This window comes from Rhodobacter sp. P1_C2 (assembly GCF_056406375.1).
The window spans coordinates 79,450-97,841 of sequence record NZ_JBFUAG010000018.1; the positions used below are offsets into that span (position 1 = coordinate 79,450).

Here is an 18,392-nt window from a genome sequence, read left to right on the forward strand (position 1 = left end):
CGTCAGGCCCAGGGCGGGAAACGTAAGGCAGGGTGGTTAAGTAAGGGTTCCCTTGGGGCGATCAAGCCCCCGGGTCCTCGTCCCGCCGGTCGATGGCGCGGGCGATCAGGGCGTCGAAGGCTTCGGGCGTGCGGGCCTCTGCCGCCTCTTCGGCGGTGATCGTCACCCCCCAGCGCGCCATGGCCGCATAGCGCGGCTGGCGGCTTTCCAAAAGCCGTGCATAGCCAAAGCGCAGGAAGGCGTCGGGATCGACCTCCTCCGGGCCCTTGCCCTGTTCGGCCAGAAACTCGGCCCAGACCTGCATCAGGAATTCGGGCCGATAATACATCGGCTTCGGCGCGCGGTCAAAACGCCGGCAGAGTTCGGCGCTATGGGCGGCGGAGCCCTTGATCCAGACCAGAAGCAGATGCTGCGAAATCTCGCTCAGAACCGGGTCGGCGGGGTTGTCAGGCTCGACCACCTCGCAGACCGAACCGGAGGTGTCGCAGATGAAATGCGGATAGCCGTAGATGTCCTTGGCCCGCGCGATGAAACGCGTGGTGTCGAGCATCGCGGCCACTTCGGCGCTGGCATGCTGGGCCTGACGGCGCTGGTATTCCTCCAGCGGCAACCCGCCCAGATCGGCAGCGCCCGGCTTGCCGAGATAGGTCGACAGCGGCGCCAGATTGTCGAAGGTGATGTTCGAGGCGATGAAGACCGAATCCGACATCAGCAGCTCGCGCAGCAGCGGCACCTTCATCGCCTCGCGCTTGAAGTTGTCGGCGATGTATTCGCCCATGTAGCGGGTGCCGATCCGGTAATCGACCGAGTAATGGAACCAGCCGCCCGCGCCCTTGGTGTCGCGCAGCATGTTGGACAGCGTGGTCTTGCCCAGACCCGACATGCCGAACAGCAGCACCTGCTTGCGCGGGGCAGAGAGGTAGTCTTGCGCGGTCTGATAGATCATCGGCTCTGTTCCTGGCGGGCAAAGGGGTGAGCGGGGGTTTAGCCGCTCGGGCGCGGAGTTTCACGCGGAAAATCGTGCGGCGAGCCAGGCGAGCGGACGACCGTCGATCACCATGAGCCCGAGGGTCAGAAGCGCCAGCCCCGCGAAGGCTGCGGGCGGCAGCGCCTCGCCAAAGGCCAGCGCGCCGAACAGCACGGCAACCGGCGCGATGAGGAGGGTGACAAGGCCGAGGTTGCCGGCGCCCGCCGCCTGCAGGATCGTGTAGAACAGCCGGTAAGCGAAGGCCGAGGCGATCAGCGCGAGGTAGAGCACCGCCAGCACGGTCCTGCCCTGCGGCAGGTCGGGGATGCCGTTGAGGCTCAGCGCCATGGGCACCATGATCACGGCGGCGGCGGTCAGCATTGCGGCGGCCCCCACCTCGGGCCGGATGCCTTTGAGCGCGCGCCTGCCGTAGGCCGCAGAACCGGCATAGGACAGACCCGCGCCCAGCATCGCCAGTTGGCCGAGCGAGGTGAGGTCCAGATGGGTCAGCGCCGCAGGCCCGATCACCACGACGACCCCCGCCAGCCCGAGCACCACGCCGACCAGCCGGCGCAGGCCCAAGCGCTCATCCGGAAAGACCATCGCCGCCACCAGCACCGAAAAGACGGCGGTCGAGGCGTTGAGGATCCCCGCCAGCCCCGAGGCGATCTGGGTCTGGCCCCAGACGATCAGGCTGAAGGGCACCACATTGTTGAAAAGCCCCAGCACCAGCGCATCGCGGGCAAAGCGCCAGCCGCGCGGTACCGGAAGGCCGGTTGCGGCGATATAGGCCCAAAGCGCCAGCGCCGCGATGCTTGTCCGCCCCGCCACCACCAGCGTTACCGGCAGTTCGGCCAGCGCCGCATGGTTGGCGGTGAAAGACCCGCCCCAGATCAGCGCGAGGAGGAGGAGCAGAAGCCAGCTTTTCAGGCTCAGACGGGTTTGGGTGACGGGCGTGGACATGACGCTCCCTTGCGGCAGATCCGGGCCGCGCGCGACCCGGACCCTGCGCTTTCGGCCTCAGTATTTGCGGAACTGGGCGCGGATGTTGAGGAGGATGCCGGCGAAGATCACCGCCCCCCCGATCAGGACGAAGGGGTCGAAAGGCTCGGCAAAGAACAGCGCGCCGATGACGGCGATGAAGGGCAGGCGCAGAAAGTCGATCGGCACGACAAAGCCCGCCGGGGCGAGGGCGAGGGCGGAGGTCAGGCTCAGATGCGCGGTGACGCCGCAGAGGCCGATGACGGCAAGCCACGGCAGGGTCTGCGCCGTGGGCCAGGTAATATGGCCGTCATAGCCCGCCGCGATCAGGCCGAAGAAGAACTGCATGAAGGTCAGCCAGAACAGGATGCCGATCACGCTGATGCCGCGGGTCAGCCGCTTGGTCATGATCGAGACGGCGGCGAAACAGACTGCCGCCCCGGCGCCGGCCAGAACCCCGATGTTCATGGCGCCAAGCCCGGGCCGCGTGACGATCAGGATGCCGAGGAAGCCCAGGGCCGCCGCAAGCAGACGCTGCGCGGTCAGCTTCTCGGCCAGAAAGACCGGCGAGAGCAGGATCACCCAGATCGGCGAGGTGAACTCCAGCGCGAAGACCTGGGCGAGGGGGATCAGCGTCAGCGCGAGGAACCACAGGTTCTGCCCCGCGAAATGCACGATATTGCGCAGGAAATGCCCGGGCAGGCGCTGCAGCGTCACCTCATGCAGGCGACCGGTCAGCAGCCCCACCAGCACGACCAGCACGAAGCCGAAGGCCGAGCGGACCATCAGCACCTCGAACGTGTCATGGACATGGACGACATTGCGCCCCGCCACCGCCATCAGCGAGAAGGAGACGACCGAGCCCATCATCCAGACGGCGGCTTTCCAGGGCTGATAGGTCTCTGAAGGCAGGCTTACGGTGTCAGTCACGGCTGGTTCCATCCAATGTATCGGCCTTGCGCAGGGCAGGGAACAGCGTGGCCCAGACCCCGGTGACGATCAGCGTGCCGATGCCGCCGAAGGCCGCGGCCATCACCGGCCCCATGAAGCGCGAGAGAACCCCGCTTTCGAACTCCCCGAGCTCGTTCGAGCCGGAAATGAACAGGCCCGACACCGCCGAAACCCGGCCCCGCATGTGATCGGGGGTGACGATCTGGATCAGGGTCTGCCGGACATTGACCGAGATCATGTCACCTGCGCCCAGCACCGCCAGCGCCAGGACCGACAGCCACATCGAGCGGGAAAAGGCAAAGACCAGCGTGGCCAGGCCAAAGGCCGCGACGCCAAGGAACATCTTGACCCCCGCCGCCCGCCGGATCGGGAAGAAGGTCAGCCAGGCCGAGATCGCCAGCCCGCCCACCGCCGGCCCCATCCGCAGCAGCGCATTGCCCAGGGGGCCGACCTGCAGGATATCGGTGGCGAAGGCCGGCAGCAGCGCGGTGACGCCGCCCAGCAGCACGGCGAAGAGGTCCAGCGAGATCGCCCCGAAGACCACCTTGTTCTGCCAGACATAGACCAGCCCCTCGCGCAGCTGGGTCAGGGGATGGCCCTCCTGCCGCTCGGGCGTGGTGGGGGTGCGGATCACGGCGAGGCAGGCGATGCCCAGACCATAGGCCAGCGCCGTCACGCCATAGGCCGCCGCCATGCTCAGCGTGATCAGCAAGCCGCCGATGAAGGGGCCGACGATCACCGCCGTCATCCAGACCGTGGTCGAGATCGAGATCGCCTTGGGCATGTCGGTCCGCGTCACCAGCATCGGCACCAGCGCCGAGGCGGCGGGCGACAGGAAGGCCCGCGCCGCGCCGAAGACGGCGGCAATCACGAAGATCGCCTGCAGCGAGGGCGCGGTCTGCAAGGCAAGGAAGGCCAGCGCCACGACGCCCGCCGCCTCGGCCACCAGCGCCCAGATCACGATGGCCTTGCGGCTGACCCTATCGGCGAGGGTGCCGGCAAACAGCGTCAGCACGAACATCGGCAGGAACTGGCAAAGGCCGACCATGCCGACCATGAAGGCGCTTTCCTCGATGCTCCTTGTGGCGCGGGCGATGTGGTAGACCTGCCAGGCGATGGTGATCGCCTCGATCTGCGCGCCGAACTGGATCGGCACCATGCCCATGAAATAGCGCAGGTAATCGGGATGACGCGTCAGGAAACGCAAGGGATTTTCGGCCATGATACACCAAAGGGAAAGCGCGCGGACATTGGTCCCGCCCCGGCGCAGGCGCAAGGGTGAAAGGTGCTTTTTCGGGCAGATCGCAAAAAGCCCTGGGATTTGATCGGGGGGCTGGCGAGGGGAAACCCCGATTCTGCGCCGGGTTCTGTTCATTTGTGCAGAGGTGCTCTGCGCCTACAGGCCTTTCCTGCGCAGGATTGCGCGCCTAGCTTAAGCGCAACACAACGAGGATTTCGCCATGAACGCTCCCGTCACCCCCGCCCGCATCGCCGACCATCCGGTCAACCCCGTCTTCCTGGAACGCTCTTCGCCGCGCGCCTTCACCGCCGAGACGATGAGCGAGGCCGAAATCAAGACCATCCTGGAAGCTGCCCGCTGGGCGCCTTCGGCCGCCAATTACCAGCCCGCCCGCTTCGTCTGGGCCCTGCGCGGCGAGCCCGGCTTTGCCGCCTTGGCCGAAAGCCTGGCCCCCGGCAACAAGGTCTGGGCCGAGAAGGCCGCAGCCCTCGTGGTGGTCGGCGCCCGGACCGTCATCGAGCGTGATGGCGTCAAGACCGCGCTCTCGACCCATGCTTTCGATGCCGGCGCCTCCTGGATGAGCCTGGCCCTGCAGGCCCATATGAACGGCTGGGTTGCCCATGCGATGGGCGGCTTCGACAAGGACAAGGCCGCCGAAGCGGTGCATCTGCCGGAAGATCACGAGCTTTATGCCGTCGTGGCCCTCGGCCGTCAGGGCACGCCGGACCTGCTGCCCGAAGCTTACCGCCCGCGCGAAGTGCCCAATGGCCGCCTCGCCCTGCACGAGATCGCCCGCCACGGCAGCTTCTGAGCCGATAGCTGATCGGGCCTTCGCGCCCCATGCCCAAGCCTGCTCCGCCCTGCGGGGCAGGCTTTTCGCTGCCCGCGGGGCCGCGCTAGTCGCCGATCTCTTCCATGCGGAAATCGCGCAGGATGCCCCGTGTGGCGGCGAACCAGGCGCTGTCCCGGGTGCGCGCCTGATGCGCGTCAAAGGAGGGGCGGTCGCGGAAGGCCTCCATCACCTCGTAGATCATCGGATCATCGGTCGGGGCCACGTCAAAGGTCAGACAGCCCGGCTCGGCCCGGGTCAGCGCCAGATGCGCGTCAAGATGCGCCTCGACGGCGGCGCGCTCCGCCTCGGTCATGCAGATCATCTGGCCACGCAAACGGATCATCTTCAGGCCTTTGCTTCAGGGGTCCAAGGGGGCGCCGCGCCCCGTGCTTGGCATCGAAGGCACCAGATCCGGCAGGATCCTGCCGAAACTCTACAGGCAAGCCCGCGCGCTTCACAAGTCATTGACCGAAGACCGGCCCTGCGCCCAAGCTGACCCGATCCAAAGGGAGGATGCGATGCCAAAGCCAACCCTGTGCCTGTGGTACGACGATGCCGCCGAAGAGGCCGCCACCTTCTATGCCGAAACCTTTCCCGACAGCCGGGTGGTGGCAGTCCACCGCGCGCCCGGCGATTTTCCCGGCGGCAAGAAGGGCCAGGTCCTGACCGTCCAATTCACTGTGCTCGGTCTGGCCTGCATCGGTCTGAACGGCGGGCCGATCTTCAAGCCGACCGAGGCCTTCTCGATCCAGGTTTCGACCGAGGACCAGGCCGAGACCGACCGCTACTGGAACGCGATCATCGGCAACGGCGGACAGGTTAGCGACTGCGGCTGGTGCAAGGACAAATGGGGCCTGTCCTGGCAGATCACGCCCCGCGTGCTGACCGAGGCGATGGCGGAAGGCGGGGCCAAGGCCGAACGCGCCTTTGCCGCCATGATGACGATGCAGAAAATAGACGTGGCCGCGATCGAGGCGGCGGTGCGCGGGGACTGATTTTTCGCAGAAAAATCGAAACCAGGCCCGATTTTTCTGCGAAAAATCGACCTGTAAGGGGAGTCTCGATTTTTCGGCGAAAAATCGGGCCCGGTTCGGCACCCTCCGCGATGCCAAACCGGGCCTGCGCAGTCATGCAGCGGCCTACGCCTCAGCTGCGGGTGATCGAGGCGCCGCCATCCACCAGCGAGGCCGTGCCGGACACGAAGCTCGCATCATCGGAGGCGAGATACAGCACCGACCGCGCCAGCTCTTCCGGGGAGGCCACCCGTTTCAGCGCGTGCAGGTTGGTGATGTAGCTTTGCTTTTCGGCGGTGTCGTTCATCTCGCGGTACATTTCGGTGTCGACGGCCCCGGGCAGGATCGCATTGACCCGCACCTTTGACGGGCCGAATTCGGCGGCCAGCGCCTGGGTCAGGCCGATCAGGCCGGATTTGCTGGCGGCATAGGCGGCGACGCCGGGAAAGGCAAAGCTGTAGCCGACGAAGGTCGAGGTGAAGATCACCGAGCCGCCGCCATTCTTCTCCATCTGGGCGATCTGGTGCTTGGCGGCAAGGAAGGAGGCGGTGAGGTTGACCGCGACGGTCTGGGCAAAGCCCCCTTCGGACACGCCGGTGCTGGGGCCGGCCTCGCCCAGGGTGCCGGCATTGTTGAAGGCCACGTCGAGGCGGCCATAGGTCTCGACCGCCGCGGCGACCAGCGCCGCATGGAAGGCTTCCGCGCGGACATCGCCGGCCACGGCGACGGCTTCGCCCCCGGCGGCGGTGATTTCGGCCACCAGCGTGTCAAGCTCGGCCTGGCGGCGGGCGCCGACCACGACCTTGGCACCCTCTGCGGCGAACAACAGGGCGGTGGCGCGGCCGATGCCGGAGCTGGCGCCGGTGACGATGGCGACTTTCTGGTTCATACGGGACATGATCTTTTCCTCTTTCCTGGCGCTGCGGCCTTTGCCGCGGCTTCGATGACAGGAAGATGGCCTCGCGCGCCCGTTCGGAATAGAATGCCAATGCGGGAACTCGAATTCGGAAAGACCGAACGATGATCAGGATCGAGGGGATTGCAGCCTTTGTGGCCATCGTCGAGGGCGGCTCGATCAGCGAGGCGGCGCGGCGGTTGCGCCTGTCGAAATCGGTGGTCAGCGAAAGGCTGGCAGAGCTGGAGCGGGCGCTTGGTGGCACGCTGTTAAGGCGCACGACGCGCAAGCTGACCCTGACCGAGGATGGCAGCGATTTCCTTGACCATGCCCGCCGCATCCTGGCCGAGATCTCCGATGCCACGGTGGCGATGGCCGAGCGGCGCGGCACCCTCTCCGGCCCCTTGCGGATCGCAGCACCGGTCACCTTCGGGCGGATGCACCTTGGTCCCGCGCTGTATCCCTTTCTCGCCGCCCATCCGGGGATCGAACTGACGCTGGATATGGATGACCGCAGGGTCGATATCTCGGCCGGGGGCTATGACGCGGTGATCCGCAACGGGCCGATCGCCGACTCCCGCCTGATCGCCTGGAAACTGGCGCCGAGCCGCAGGCTGCTGACCGCCTCGCAGGCCTATCTCGACCGGTACGGCACGCCGGCCAGCCTCGCCGATCTGCAGGCGCATCGCGGGCTGTTTTACACCAACCGCGGCGTGGCGGACTGGCGGTTTCAGACCGATGACGGGCCGGTCACGGTGCGGGCCAGGCTGGCGATGGGGGTGAACAACGGCGACATGCTGCGCGATGCGGCGCTTGCGGGGCTTGGTATCGCCCTGCTGCCCGCCTTCATCGCCGCGCCGGAGGTGAAATCCGGCGCCCTGATCGAGATCGACCTTGGGGTCAGGCCCGAGCCCGAGTTCATCCACATGGCCCATCCCGAGGGCCGCAACCCCTCGGCCAAGCTGCGCGCCCTGGCGGAACATCTGAAGGCGGCCTTCGGCGCGCCGCCCTATTGGGACCGTCCGGACTGAGAGGGGCGGGAGATCGGCTAACACCTTGGTATGATGGCTCGGCCCCCACGCCGATCCTACTGATGGGGCATCGCCACGCCGCCATGCGCCCGAGGGACCCGCAACATGACCCAGACCCTGCTTGACCCCACCTCCTGCGCCCTTCTTCTCGTCGATCCCCAGGCCGGGCTGGCCTTTGGCGTCGGCTCGCAGGACCGCCAGGCGCTCCGCGACAATCTCGTGGCGCTGGCCGCCACGGCCCGGGTCTTCGGCCTGCCGGTGGTCGCCTCGACCTCGGCAAGCCGGGTCTACAGCGGCCCGATGATGCCGGTGGTCCAGGCCGCCATCCCCGATGTCGTGGCCATCGAGCGCCGCAACATGAACGCCTGGGAGGATGAGACCGTCCGCCGCGCGATCGAATCCACCGGCCGCAGGCGCCTGATCCTTGCGGGCCTCTTGACCGAGGCCTGCGTCAGCTTTCCGGCGCTTTCCGCCCTGGCCGAGGGGTATGAGGTCTATGTCGTGGGCGATGCCTGCGGCGGGTTGACGGCCACGAGCCACGACCTCGCCCTGCGCCGGATGGAGACGGCGGGCGCGCGGATGACCAGCTGGATTCAGGTCCTGCTGGAGCTGCAGCGCGACTGGACCCGGCACGACACCTATGACGGCGCCCGCGCCATCGTCGAGGCGCATGGCGGCGGTTATGGCATCGGCCTCGCCTATGCCCGCGACATGATCAAGCCGTGACCGCGGCAGCCGAGCCGATCGGGACGCGCCATGGCGTCACACTTCTGGTGGCCGTCCGCGATGCGGTGACGGCCGAGGTCGATCTGTCCTGCGCCGGCGTCTTCGCGCATGAGCTTGGCGCCGCGGCGCCGGTCGGCGGGCTGGCCCATCTGGATGCGGCGCTGGACCATGCGGTGACGCGTCTGCGCGCCGAGGGGCATTTCACGGCGGGCGAGGGCGAGACCCTGCTGATCAGCCGCCCGCCGCCCGGCATCGCGGCCAGGCGCGTGCTGCTGGTGGGGCTTGGTGCGCCCGAGCACTGGTCGCCTGCGGTGATGGGCCGGGCGGTGGCGCTGGCGGCGCGCACGGCCTTACAGCTGAAGACTGGCGCGGCGGCCTTCGCGCCGGGGATGCTCGACGGCGGGTTGGACCCCGCCGCCACCGCCGGCGCGGCCGAGGCGATGGTGGCCGGTCTGCTGCGCGCGCTTGACGCGCAGGCAAGGTTGGAGGGTCTTGGCCTATCCGAACCCTCTGCCCTGACGCGCTGGATCTTCGATGTCGGCGGTCCGCGTTTTGCTTCGGCCACCGCAGGCTTTCGTGCCGCGCTGGCCGCTTCTCCCGCGCCTTAGGCGCCCTTGTCAGAGGTTTTTCATGCCTGACCCCGACATCCTTTCCAGCCAGGAATTGCGGATCACCGATGCCGCGGGTGTGACGCGGATGGTCCTGTCGGCCCGGGAGGGTCTGCCCGCGATCACGCTGTTCAATCCCGACCCCGCCGGGCCAAGCGCCAGGTTCGAGCTGGACGCCAAGGGCGCGCATCTGAAGTTTGACCGGCCGGGCGGCGCCTCGGCCTATCTCTTCCTCAACGCCGAGGGTGCTTCGGGCGTGGTGCTGATCGGCGCCGATGGGGTGACGCGCGGCAGCGTGGTGATGGCGGCGGATGGCAGTCTGACGCTGCGCCAGCCCTCTTGAAACCTTACAGTGTAGGGCAGGCGTCTTTCACGCCGTGTCGGCAAGGGGCCAGGCCCGCAGGCCCAGATCCACCAGCTTGCGCAGATCCTCTTGCCCCGCGCCGGCCTGCGGCAGGGTCATGATCGCCTGCAAGACGCCGAGGAAATGCCAGGACAAGGCGGTCAGGTCGGCGTCGGGCGCAAGTTCGCCCGCCTGCACCGCCGCCTCCAGGATCGCGGAGAAAATGCCGCGCTGCTGTGCCAGCCCCTGCAGCGCAAGGGCCTTTCCCGCCTCGGGCAGATCGGCCATCTCGGCGCAGGAGCGGACCAGCATGCAACCCGGGGGCCGGGGGAAGGTGGCGGGTTTCGGCAGGAAATCCATCAGCAAAGCCTCCATCTGCTGGCGTCGGGTCCGCCCCTCCACCGCCGCCATCCGGCTGAGGACACGGGCGGCATAGGCGGAGAGGACCTCCTGAAACAGGCCCTCCTTGTCGGTGAACCGCTTGTAAAGGCTCGACCGGGACAGGCCCATCGCCGTGGTCAACTGGTCGATCGAGGCCGCCGCATAGCCGTGCCGCCAGAACACCTGCATCGCGGCGCTGATCACCGCGGCCTCGTCGAATTGGGGTTTGCCGCTCATCTGGAACTCGCTTGACATCATGGACTGATCGTTCCATGTATGATGGACCGATTGTTCCAAGATAGGAAGGAAAGCCCGAAATGTCGAGTGTCTCAGCGCGGGACCTACGGCCGAAGATTGCGGTGGCGGGGGCGACGGGCCGGGTCGGGGCGGCTCTGGTGGCGCAGCTGGCGCAGGACCCGGTGGATCTGCTGGCGCTGACCCGGGATGCGGGCACGACGCGGCTGCCTGCGGGCGTGGCGCGGGCGGCGGTGGATTTCGACGATCCGGCCAGCCTGACCAAGGCCTTGCAGGGGGTGGAGCGGCTCTTTCTGGCGCATGGCACCTCGGACCGGCAGGTCGCCAACGAGATCGCGCTGATCGACGCCGCGGTCAGCGCGGGGGTGGCGCATATCGTGAAACTGTCGGTGATGGGGCCGCCGACCCGCCTGCATCCTTTCGACTGGCACATGCAGATCGAGGCGCATCTGGCGCGGCAGGATCTGGGCTATACCGTGCTCAGGGCCAGCACCTTCGTCGATATCCTGATCGCGCGGGCCGGAAAGGCCGTGGCGGGCGACTGGTGGGGCGGGGTTGCGGGCGAGGGGCGCGTCAACCTGATCGACACCCGCGACATCGCCGACGTGGCCCGCGTGGTGCTGCTGGACGGCGCCAATCTTGCGGCGCAGCGCGCCTTCCACCTGACCGGGCCGGAAGCGCTCAGCATGCCCGACATTGCGCGGAGCCTGTCGCAGCTGCTGGGCCGGACGGTGACCTACCACCACCGCAGCGCCGAGGCGCATCGCAAGGTGCTGATCGAGTCTGGCGTCACCCCGATGGTCGCCGACCTGCAACTGGGTCTGGACAAGATCTTCCACGACGAGGTGCTGGCCGAGACGACCGGCACGGTCGAGGCTTTGACCGGCAACGCGCCGCGCTCGGCTGCGGGCTGGCTGCAGGACAATCTCGCCGCGTTCCGCTGAAAGGGCAGGGGGCGAGACGCCCCCTTAGCCCGGCTTATTCCAGCTCGATCGTGCCCGGCGGCTTGGAGGTGCAGTCGTAGAAGACCCGGTTGATGCCCTTGACTTCATTGATGATCCGCGTCGCGGTCTCGCCGAGGAAATCATGGGTGAAGGGGTAGTAATCCGCCGTCATCCCATCGACCGAGGTCACCGCCCGCAAGGCCAGCGCATAGTCATAGGTCCGCCCGTCGCCCATCACACCCACGGTTTTCATCGGCAGGATGGCGGCAAAGGCCTGCCAGATCTCGTCATAGAGCCCGTGCTTGCGGATCTGGTCGATATAGACCGCATCGGCGCGGCGCAAGATTTCGAGCTTTTCCGTCGTGATCTCACCCGGGCAGCGGATCGCCAGACCCGGGCCGGGGAAGGGGTGGCGGCCGATGAAGCTGGCCGGCAGGCCAAGCTCGCGGCCAAGCGCGCGGACCTCGTCCTTGAACAATTCGCGCAGCGGTTCGACCAGCTTCAGGCCCATCTTTTCGGGCAGACCGCCGACATTGTGGTGCGACTTGATGGTGACCGAGGGCCCGCCCGAGAAGCTGACGCTTTCGATGACATCGGGATAAAGCGTGCCCTGGGCGAGGAACTTCGCCCCGCCAACCTCATGCGCGTGTTTCTGGAACACGTCGATGAAGAGCTTGCCAATGGTCTTGCGCTTGACCTCGGGGTCAGAGACGCCTTCCAGCGCGCCAAGGAAAAGCGCGCTTTCATCGGCATGGATCAGCGGGATGTTATAGGTGTCGCGGAACATCGAGACGACCTGCTCCGCCTCGCCCAGCCGCAACAGCCCGTGATCGACGAAGACGCAGGTCAGCTGATCGCCGATCGCCTCATGGATCAAGACCGCCGCGACCGAGGAATCCACCCCGCCCGACAGGCCGCAGATCACCTTGGCATCGCCGACCTGCTCGCGGATCTTGCGGATCGCCTCCTCGCGGTAGGCGCCCATGGTCCAGTCGCCCTTGAAGCCCGCGAGCTTCACGAAATTCGCGTAAAGCTCGGCACCTTTCGGCGTATGGTGGACCTCGGGGTGGAATTGTACGGCGTAGAACTGGCGCTTCACATCGGCGGTGATGGCAAAGGGCGCATTGGGCGAGGTGCCGTAAACCTCGAACCCCGGCGCGATCTTCGAGACATGGTCGCCATGGCTCATCCAGACCTGTTCATCGCCCGCCTCGAACCAGCCTTGCAGCAAGGGCAGGTCGGTGGCGGCGGGAGTGACATAGGCCTTGCCGAATTCGGCGGTGCCATGGCCGCCTTCGACATGGCCGCCCAGCACATGCATCATCACCTGCTGGCCATAGCAGATGCCGAGGATCGGCACGCCCATGTCGAACACGCCCTTGGGCGGCATCGGCGCGCCCTCCCAATAGACCGAGGCCGGGCCGCCGGAGAAGATCACGGCTTTCGGCGCGAAGGCTTCGAGGAAAGCCTCGTCGATCTTGTTATAGGGGTGGATCTCGCAATAGACGTTCAACTCCCGCAGGCGGCGCGCGATCAGTTGCGTCACCTGAGAACCGAAGTCGATAATCAGCAAGCGTTCGTGGTGCGGGGCGGGGTGCGATGCAGCTTGGGTCATGCGCCCGATTATCTAGGGCGCGGCAGAATCGCAAGACCCCTGCGGCTCTGCCCCGAAAAGCACCTGATGCCGGGCCGCAATCCGTGGCCAGAGGCGGGAAATCTCGACGCCCGTGATGCCGAAATGGCCGCAGAGCAGCGATTCCAGCGCCTCGGGCGTGTCGATCAGCTGTTTTTCGACGCCCTCCGGCGTGGTGCGGCGCAGCACCCGGCCCAGAAGGGTGAGGGAATTTTCCGGCTCCATCAGAATCACCTCGGCATTCTGCACGAAATGCGAGGATGGGTCGCTTTGCAGAAAGGCGTTCTGGCGCAGGAACAGCGCCTCGTCGGCGGGGGATTCGCTGAAATCGAAGGTCTCTGGCGCGCCGAAGGCGTGGTTGTGAAAGCGCCAGTAGCCGTCCGCCAGACGTTCCAGCCGAAACTCCAGCCTGCCGTCGCGGTGCGGCCCCTCTGCCAGGGGGATCGGCCCGCGCAAGCCGTCGCCAAGGCCGAGGTCGCAGAGCCAGGGCCGATCCAGCGTCGCAATCAGCGTCAGATGATTTCCAAGCGCGGCATCGCCCCGCTCGCGCCGATAGACGCCCGCCACGCAGCGCCGGACCTCGAAGCCGATCTCGCCAAGCGCCCAGGCCAGAAGCCCGTTCGTCTCGTAACACCAGCCGCCGCGGCGCCGCACCACCAGCTTGTCGAAGATCCGCTCCGGGTCGAGGTCGAGCGGCACGCCCGCCTGGATATCCAGCCCCTCGTAGGGAATGGCGAAGGCCTGCGCCCGGTGCACCGCCGTCAAGGTGGCCAGCGTCGGGGGCAGGGGGCCGGACAGGCCGATCCGTTCGAGATAGGCGTTCAGACGCATCAGAAGCTCCTTTTCCCCAGCCTAAAGCCGCGCGCCCGCGCCGACGCGTCGTTTCCGTCAAAGTTCGATGTCGGTTTTAGGCCGCAAACGGCGCTTTCGGGGGCCCGCGCGGGCGTGACCTCGGCCATAACAGGCAAAACTTTCGGGAGAAGAACCATGAGCGATACGGGTGCAGCGCGTCGGGTGCGTGGCGGCGGCGGGGCAACGCGCCGGGCTGAACGGACGGCTGTCAGCTTCGAGACCGCGAAGTTCATCGAGCGCCAGATCCCGAATTTCGAGATCCTGAACGACGAAGCCCTGCAGATCATCGAATGGAACGCGGAAACCGTTCTGGAAGAGATCGGGGTGAATTTCGTCGAGAACCCCGCGGCCCTGCAACGCTGGCGCGATGCGGGCGCGGATGTGAAGGGCGAACGCGTCCATATCCCGCGCGGCCTTGCCCGCAAGCTTTGCGCCACCGCGCCGAAAAGCTTCACCCAATATGCCCGCAACCCGGCCCGCAATGTCGAGATCGGCGGCAAGAACCTCGTCCTCGCCCCGGTCTATGGCCCGCCCTTCGTGCGCGATGCCGAAGGCGGCCGCCGCTATGCGACGCTGGAGGATTTCCGCAATTTCGTGAAGCTCGGCTATATGTCGAAATGGCTGCACCATTCCGGCGGTACGGTCTGCGAGCCGACCGATATTCCGGTCAACAAGCGCCACCTCGACATGCTGCTTGCCCACATGACCCTGTCGGACAAGCCTTACATGGGCTCGGTGACCGAACCCTCGCGGGCGGCCGATTCGGTGGCGATGTCGAAGATCCTGTTTGGTGCGGATTTCGTCGACCAGAACACGGTGATGACCTCGCTCATCAACATCAACTCGCCGATGACCTTCGACGGCATCATGATGGGTGCGCTGGAGGTCTATGCGCAGAACAATCAGGCGGCGATCGTCTCGCCCTTCATCGTCGGCGGGGCGATGGCGCCGGTGACGGTGGCGGGCACGCTGACGCAAGTGCTGGCCGAGGTTCTGGCCGGCGTGGCCTATAGCCAGCTGGTGCGGGCCGGGGCGCCGGTGATTGCCGGGGCCTTCGTGACCTCGATCGACATGAACTCGGGCGCGCCGACGTTTGGCACGCCGGAAGCCGCCCACATCACCTATGGCGTGGGTCAGCTGGTCCGGCGTCTGGGCCTGCCTTACCGTTCGGCGGGGGCCTTCTGCGGCTCGAAACTGCCCGATGCGCAGGCGGCTTACGAATCGGCCAACTCGCTCAACATGGGGCTTTTGTCGGGCGTGAACTTCATGCTGCACGCCTGCGGCTGGCTGGAGGGCGGTCTGGTTTCCTCCTACGAGAAGTTCGTGATGGATGCCGACCAGCTGGGCACGCTGCACCACCTGGCGCAGGGCGTGCATATGGACATCAACGGCCAGGCGATGGATGCGATCCGCGAGGTCGGTCCGGGCGGCCACTACCTCGGCTGCGAACACACCCAGGCCAATTTCAAGACCGCCTTCTGGCGCAGCGACCTCTTCGACTACAAGCCCTTCGAGACCTGGGCCGACGAAGGCTCGCGCGATACCCAGGCTTTGGCCTCGGAGCGGGTCAAGAAGATGCTGGGCGATTACGTTCAGCCCGCGCTGGATGAAGGCAAGCAGGAAGAGCTGGAGGCTTTCGTGGCCAGTCGCAAAGCCTCGATGCCGGATGCCTTCATCTAGGGCCGCGGCCCTACCGGTTTCGCCTTTGGAAACAATGACGCCCGCGCCGATCGCCTCGGTGCGGGCGTCATTGTTTCTGATCCGGCGTCAATGGCGCCGCGTGCGGGGAAATTGACAGGGGGCGGCCCGCGCGGCTAGCCTTGGTCCACCCGTTTCGGACGTCCGGGAGATGATGGCCGATCCGAAAGGCCTTTCCATGTCCTACCTCTTCCACCCCGCCAAGCGGCGCTTCATCGATTGCCCGGCCTGCGAGCTGCCCTTGCGCCCGCGCGACCATGTGATCTTCGGCGCCGCGCATGGCACGCCTTATCCGGCAACCTCGGACATGGGCTACGATGTGGCGACCGGCAGCAGCGATGCGCCGCAGGCGATCCGCGATGCGGCGACGCAGAACTCCTCGCTGTTGAGCAATTACGACTTCGACCTCGGCGGGCCCCTGCTGGACGAGGGGCAGCATGGGTTGTTCGATGCCGGGGATCTGGCGCTCGACCCCGCGGAGGGGGCCACCAACCGCGCCGCCATCGCTGCCGCAACGCGCGACATCGTGGCGGCGGGGGCGGTTCCGGTGATGATCGGCGGTGACGATTCGGTGCCGGTGCCCTTCCTTCAGGGCTTTTCCGGCACCCCGGTGCATATCCTGCAGATCGACGCCCATATCGACTGGCGCGACACGGTGGGCGGCGAAAAGTTCGGGTATTCCAGCACGATGCGCCGGGCCTCGGAACAGGGCCATGTCCGCTCGATCACCCAGGTGGGGATGCGCGGCGTCGGCAGCGCCGGGCCGGCCGAGGTGCGGGCGGCGCTGGATTGGGGCGCGCGGCTGGTGACGGTGGAGGAGGCGCGCAGCCTTGGCGCCAAGGCCGTGGCCAGCATGATCCCGGGCGGGGCGCCGCTGATCATCCAGATCGACCTGGATGCCTTCGACCCTTCGGTCTGTGCGGCGGTCAATGCGCCCTCGCCCGGGGGTTTCAGCTTTGCCGAACTGGCCGCCATCGTGAAGGCGGCCATTCAGGCGCATGGGCTGGCCGGATTGTCGGTGGTGGAGCTGGTGCCATCCCGCGACACCGACCTGCGGTCGGCCAATGCCGCGGCGCGGGTGATCTGCAACGCGGTGGGCTGGTCGGTCCGCCACGTCTGATCCGCCGCGCCTGAATTGGCCGCGCCGCGGGGTCAGAGCTTCGCCATGACCCGCGGCAGCAGCCGGACTTCGGCCATCAGGGCGATCAGCACCTCGATATGGCGGGTCAGCGAATAGGCGGCGTCGCCGGATTTGCGGATCTCTTCCAGCCGCTCCTCCTCGTTCAGCAGTCGCGGCACGGCGCGGTCGGGCGCCGGCTGCTGACCGTCGAGCAGGCGCTTGAGGTCGCGGTCGCGCCGGTAATCGCACAGGCCGAAGCGGGCCGCGCGGATCAAAAGCTGCGGGCGGCGCAGGTCGGACAGCAGGGCGCGAAAGTCGGTCATGGCAGGGGCTCCGATGCGGATTGTTTCGATTTCCGCATCATGCCGCAGCACAACCATGCGTTGCACAAGCCCGGTTTCCACCGTGCGATGGTTAATGGTTTGTTTAACAAATCGAAACAATTATACGGAACAGCTCAGAAATTAACGATTGGGTAATCAATGCTGCTCAGTGTCGTAAAACTGCCAGTTGTCTCTTTGCAGCCTGATGCGCCGCAGCCGGAACCCGATATGCAAGCCAACCTGAGCCGCCATCTGACCCTGCCTGCCTGGATACCGGACGCGGTGCGCCTTTACCTTGACCACACCGAAACCGGCCTGTCGCTGCGTGCCATTGCCCGGCGCGACGGCCGTCATGCCTCCACCGTCCTGCGTCAGGTCCGCCGCTATGAAGGCCGCCGCGACGATCCTTTGCTGGACGAAGCGTTGCAGGCCCTCGCCCGGCAGCAGGGGAACCCCCCTTCAGACCCCGCCAGAAAGGAAGCCGCCATGTCAGCGCCCCTGCGTCACCCGAACCTCGTTCTCGATGAGGCCGCCCTCCACCGCGAGGGCCGCCGGATCCTGCGCCGCCTGGCCGAGCCGGGCGCGGTGCTGGCGGTCGCCCCCGACATGGAAAAGGCCGTGGTGATGCGCGAGTTTCCCGATGGCCGCAGCGCGCGGACCGGGGTGGTGGACCGCGCCTTTGCCCAAGCCTTCGCGCTGAAGGACTGGATCGCGATCCGCAAGGCGGGCCGGGTGACGAGCTATGAGCTGTCGGCGACCGGGCGGCTGGCGCTGAAGCGGATGGTGGAGGAGGAGGAAAGCGCCCGCATGGGTCTGGCCGAGGCGCCCTCGGCCTTTGCCGGCCAGCACCGCGACTGGGCGGAGCGCGAGATCAGCGGCGAGGAGGGCCCGCGCCGGCTGCGCTACAACCTCGCCGAAAGCCCGGTGGCGGTGCTGGGGCGGCGGCGCGACAAGGACGGCAAGGTCTTTCTTCCGCCGGAGCTGATCGACGCGGCCGAACGGCTGCGCGAGGATTTCGAACTGGCGCAGATGGGGCCGCGGGTGGCGCAGAACTGGGAGCGCTTCCTGACCACCGGCGACCGCGGCGGCTTTCGCGCCGACAGCGGCCTGGCCGAAGGCCCGCGCGCCGCACGCGAAAGGGTGGCCGCGGCGCTGCGCGACCTTGGCCCCGGCCTCGGCGATGTGGCCCTGCGGGTCTGCTGCTTTCTGGAAGGCATCGAGGCGGCCGAGCGCCGGATGGGCTGGGCCGCCCGCTCGGGCAAGATCGTGCTGCGCATCGCCTTGCAACGCCTGCGCCGGCATTATGACGAGACCTATGGAAGGTCCGGCCCGCTGATCGGCTGACCCTTCCGGTCAGATGGGCAGATTGCCCATCCTTGTCTCTTCGCGATCTGCGATAATGGAGGTTGCAGACGAGACCCCGTTCCATCCTTGGGTGCGTGAGCCCGTTCGGTAGCTTGGGGCTCGTCTGCTTTTACGCGTTCAAACCTGAACAGTTGCCTGGGGCGCTGCGCCAACAGACGACCCCGCAGATCAAGGACAGGCCTCCATGACTTTGCCACAGGATTTCATCGGTGTCGACGTTTCGAAGGATTGGCT

At 66.9% G+C, this 18,392-nt stretch carries 20 protein-coding genes; 10 read left to right on the top strand and 10 right to left on the bottom strand.

The features are described from left to right. Positions 1–61: 61 nt before the first annotated feature. Genes AC1DZT_RS23110 through AC1DZT_RS23125 form a run of 4 tightly spaced genes read right to left on the bottom strand, consistent with a single transcriptional unit; the run spans position 62 to position 4,121 of the window. Positions 62–946 carry a DEAD/DEAH box helicase family protein gene (locus tag AC1DZT_RS23110; protein ID WP_478009002.1) on the bottom strand — a complete coding sequence of 295 codons (885 nt, stop codon included), beginning with the start codon at positions 944–946 and terminating at the stop codon, positions 62–64. Positions 947–1,006: 60 nt separating this feature from the next. After that, positions 1,007–1,930: a DMT family transporter gene (locus AC1DZT_RS23115; RefSeq protein ID WP_478009003.1), complete on the bottom strand. Its 924-nt coding sequence runs from the start codon at positions 1,928–1,930 to the stop codon at positions 1,007–1,009. 57 nt (positions 1,931–1,987) lie between these two features. Continuing rightward, positions 1,988–2,878, bottom strand: coding sequence for a DMT family transporter (locus tag AC1DZT_RS23120; RefSeq protein WP_478009004.1), 891 nt, complete (start codon positions 2,876–2,878; stop codon positions 1,988–1,990). Continuing rightward, complete coding sequence (locus tag AC1DZT_RS23125; RefSeq protein WP_478009005.1) at positions 2,871–4,121, bottom strand: MFS transporter; 1,251 nt, start codon at positions 4,119–4,121, stop codon at positions 2,871–2,873. The genes AC1DZT_RS23120 and AC1DZT_RS23125 overlap by 8 nt, the downstream gene beginning before the upstream one ends. A gap of 238 nt (positions 4,122–4,359) precedes the next feature. Here AC1DZT_RS23125 and AC1DZT_RS23130 point away from each other — a divergent pair, with 238 nt between their 5' ends. Continuing rightward, positions 4,360–4,950: a nitroreductase family protein gene (locus AC1DZT_RS23130; RefSeq protein ID WP_478009006.1), complete on the top strand. Its 591-nt coding sequence runs from the start codon at positions 4,360–4,362 to the stop codon at positions 4,948–4,950. Positions 4,951–5,035: 85 nt separating this feature from the next. On the opposite strand, the gene AC1DZT_RS23135 is transcribed toward AC1DZT_RS23130, so the two are convergent. Beyond that, positions 5,036–5,314, bottom strand: a complete 279-nt coding sequence (locus AC1DZT_RS23135) for a putative quinol monooxygenase (RefSeq protein WP_478009007.1) — start codon at positions 5,312–5,314, stop codon at positions 5,036–5,038. Positions 5,315–5,489: 175 nt separating this feature from the next. Between AC1DZT_RS23135 and AC1DZT_RS23140 the strand changes: the two genes are divergently transcribed. Further along, positions 5,490–5,966: a VOC family protein gene (locus AC1DZT_RS23140; RefSeq protein WP_478009008.1), complete on the top strand. Its 477-nt coding sequence runs from the start codon at positions 5,490–5,492 to the stop codon at positions 5,964–5,966. Between the two features lie 151 nt (positions 5,967–6,117). Here the strand turns inward: AC1DZT_RS23140 and AC1DZT_RS23145 are convergent, their stop codons facing one another. After that, positions 6,118–6,882 carry an SDR family oxidoreductase gene (locus AC1DZT_RS23145; RefSeq protein ID WP_478009009.1) on the bottom strand — a complete coding sequence of 255 codons (765 nt, stop codon included), beginning with the start codon at positions 6,880–6,882 and terminating at the stop codon, positions 6,118–6,120. Positions 6,883–7,004: 122 nt separating this feature from the next. Between AC1DZT_RS23145 and AC1DZT_RS23150 the strand changes: the two genes are divergently transcribed. The 4 genes from AC1DZT_RS23150 to AC1DZT_RS23165 all read left to right on the top strand — a co-directional run bounded on the left by AC1DZT_RS23150 (position 7,005) and on the right by AC1DZT_RS23165 (position 9,587). Then, on the top strand, positions 7,005–7,910 hold the full coding sequence (locus AC1DZT_RS23150) for a LysR family transcriptional regulator (RefSeq protein WP_478009010.1): 906 nt from the start codon (positions 7,005–7,007) through the stop codon (positions 7,908–7,910). 105 nt (positions 7,911–8,015) lie between these two features. Continuing rightward, positions 8,016–8,636 (top strand): hydrolase, encoded by a 621-nt coding sequence (locus AC1DZT_RS23155; protein ID WP_478009011.1) that lies wholly within the window; start codon positions 8,016–8,018, stop codon positions 8,634–8,636. Then, a complete protein-coding gene (locus AC1DZT_RS23160) occupies positions 8,633–9,244 on the top strand; it encodes a M17 family peptidase N-terminal domain-containing protein (RefSeq protein WP_478009012.1) in 612 nt (203 codons plus the stop codon). Before AC1DZT_RS23155 ends, AC1DZT_RS23160 begins: the two co-directional genes overlap by 4 nt. Positions 9,245–9,266: 22 nt before the next feature. Further along, complete coding sequence (locus AC1DZT_RS23165) at positions 9,267–9,587, top strand: hypothetical protein (protein WP_478009013.1); 321 nt, start codon at positions 9,267–9,269, stop codon at positions 9,585–9,587. 27 nt (positions 9,588–9,614) lie between these two features. On the opposite strand, the gene AC1DZT_RS23170 is transcribed toward AC1DZT_RS23165, so the two are convergent. After that, entirely contained in the window at positions 9,615–10,205 is a 591-nt protein-coding gene (locus AC1DZT_RS23170; protein WP_478009014.1) for a TetR/AcrR family transcriptional regulator, read from the bottom strand. A gap of 80 nt (positions 10,206–10,285) precedes the next feature. On the opposite strand from AC1DZT_RS23170, the gene AC1DZT_RS23175 reads away from it, so the two are divergent. Next, positions 10,286–11,167: an NmrA family NAD(P)-binding protein gene (locus tag AC1DZT_RS23175; RefSeq protein WP_478009015.1), complete on the top strand. Its 882-nt coding sequence runs from the start codon at positions 10,286–10,288 to the stop codon at positions 11,165–11,167. 34 nt (positions 11,168–11,201) lie between these two features. Here the strand turns inward: AC1DZT_RS23175 and guaA are convergent, their stop codons facing one another. Then, on the bottom strand, positions 11,202–12,782 hold the full coding sequence (guaA, locus tag AC1DZT_RS23180; protein WP_478009016.1) for a glutamine-hydrolyzing GMP synthase: 1,581 nt from the start codon (positions 12,780–12,782) through the stop codon (positions 11,202–11,204). A gap of 12 nt (positions 12,783–12,794) precedes the next feature. Continuing rightward, a complete protein-coding gene (locus tag AC1DZT_RS23185; protein WP_478009017.1) occupies positions 12,795–13,631 on the bottom strand; it encodes an arylamine N-acetyltransferase family protein in 837 nt (278 codons plus the stop codon). 156 nt (positions 13,632–13,787) lie between these two features. Here AC1DZT_RS23185 and AC1DZT_RS23190 point away from each other — a divergent pair, with 156 nt between their 5' ends. Together AC1DZT_RS23190 and AC1DZT_RS23195 are read left to right on the top strand one after the other, a co-directional pair. Further along, positions 13,788–15,332: a trimethylamine methyltransferase family protein gene (locus tag AC1DZT_RS23190; protein ID WP_478009018.1), complete on the top strand. Its 1,545-nt coding sequence runs from the start codon at positions 13,788–13,790 to the stop codon at positions 15,330–15,332. A gap of 172 nt (positions 15,333–15,504) precedes the next feature. Next, on the top strand, positions 15,505–16,470 hold the full coding sequence (locus AC1DZT_RS23195; RefSeq protein ID WP_478009019.1) for an arginase family protein: 966 nt from the start codon (positions 15,505–15,507) through the stop codon (positions 16,468–16,470). A gap of 32 nt (positions 16,471–16,502) precedes the next feature. On the opposite strand, the gene AC1DZT_RS23200 is transcribed toward AC1DZT_RS23195, so the two are convergent. Further along, on the bottom strand, positions 16,503–16,793 hold the full coding sequence (locus AC1DZT_RS23200; RefSeq protein WP_478009020.1) for a DUF6477 family protein: 291 nt from the start codon (positions 16,791–16,793) through the stop codon (positions 16,503–16,505). 228 nt (positions 16,794–17,021) lie between these two features. Here AC1DZT_RS23200 and AC1DZT_RS23205 point away from each other — a divergent pair, with 228 nt between their 5' ends. After that, positions 17,022–18,137, top strand: a complete 1,116-nt coding sequence (locus tag AC1DZT_RS23205) for a DUF6456 domain-containing protein (protein WP_478009021.1) — start codon at positions 17,022–17,024, stop codon at positions 18,135–18,137. Positions 18,138–18,392: the final 255 nt, after the last annotated feature.

Coding starts and splice junctions, on each gene's coding strand:
- AC1DZT_RS23110 (WP_478009002.1), bottom strand. CDS start 946: ATGATCTATCAGACCGCGCAAGACTACCTCTCTGCCCCGCGCAAGCAG.
- AC1DZT_RS23115 (WP_478009003.1), bottom strand. CDS start 1,930: ATGTCCACGCCCGTCACCCAAACCCGTCTGAGCCTGAAAAGCTGGCTT.
- AC1DZT_RS23125 (WP_478009005.1), bottom strand. CDS start 4,121: ATGGCCGAAAATCCCTTGCGTTTCCTGACGCGTCATCCCGATTACCTG.
- AC1DZT_RS23130 (WP_478009006.1), top strand. CDS start 4,360: ATGAACGCTCCCGTCACCCCCGCCCGCATCGCCGACCATCCGGTCAAC.
- AC1DZT_RS23135 (WP_478009007.1), bottom strand. CDS start 5,314: ATGATCCGTTTGCGTGGCCAGATGATCTGCATGACCGAGGCGGAGCGC.
- AC1DZT_RS23140 (WP_478009008.1), top strand. CDS start 5,490: ATGCCAAAGCCAACCCTGTGCCTGTGGTACGACGATGCCGCCGAAGAG.
- AC1DZT_RS23145 (WP_478009009.1), bottom strand. CDS start 6,882: ATGTCCCGTATGAACCAGAAAGTCGCCATCGTCACCGGCGCCAGCTCC.
- AC1DZT_RS23150 (WP_478009010.1), top strand. CDS start 7,005: ATGATCAGGATCGAGGGGATTGCAGCCTTTGTGGCCATCGTCGAGGGC.
- AC1DZT_RS23155 (WP_478009011.1), top strand. CDS start 8,016: ATGACCCAGACCCTGCTTGACCCCACCTCCTGCGCCCTTCTTCTCGTC.
- AC1DZT_RS23165 (WP_478009013.1), top strand. CDS start 9,267: ATGCCTGACCCCGACATCCTTTCCAGCCAGGAATTGCGGATCACCGAT.
- AC1DZT_RS23170 (WP_478009014.1), bottom strand. CDS start 10,205: ATGAGCGGCAAACCCCAATTCGACGAGGCCGCGGTGATCAGCGCCGCG.
- AC1DZT_RS23175 (WP_478009015.1), top strand. CDS start 10,286: ATGTCGAGTGTCTCAGCGCGGGACCTACGGCCGAAGATTGCGGTGGCG.
- guaA (WP_478009016.1), bottom strand. CDS start 12,782: ATGACCCAAGCTGCATCGCACCCCGCCCCGCACCACGAACGCTTGCTG.
- AC1DZT_RS23185 (WP_478009017.1), bottom strand. CDS start 13,631: ATGCGTCTGAACGCCTATCTCGAACGGATCGGCCTGTCCGGCCCCCTG.
- AC1DZT_RS23190 (WP_478009018.1), top strand. CDS start 13,788: ATGAGCGATACGGGTGCAGCGCGTCGGGTGCGTGGCGGCGGCGGGGCA.
- AC1DZT_RS23195 (WP_478009019.1), top strand. CDS start 15,505: ATGGCCGATCCGAAAGGCCTTTCCATGTCCTACCTCTTCCACCCCGCC.
- AC1DZT_RS23200 (WP_478009020.1), bottom strand. CDS start 16,793: ATGACCGACTTTCGCGCCCTGCTGTCCGACCTGCGCCGCCCGCAGCTT.
- AC1DZT_RS23205 (WP_478009021.1), top strand. CDS start 17,022: ATGCAAGCCAACCTGAGCCGCCATCTGACCCTGCCTGCCTGGATACCG.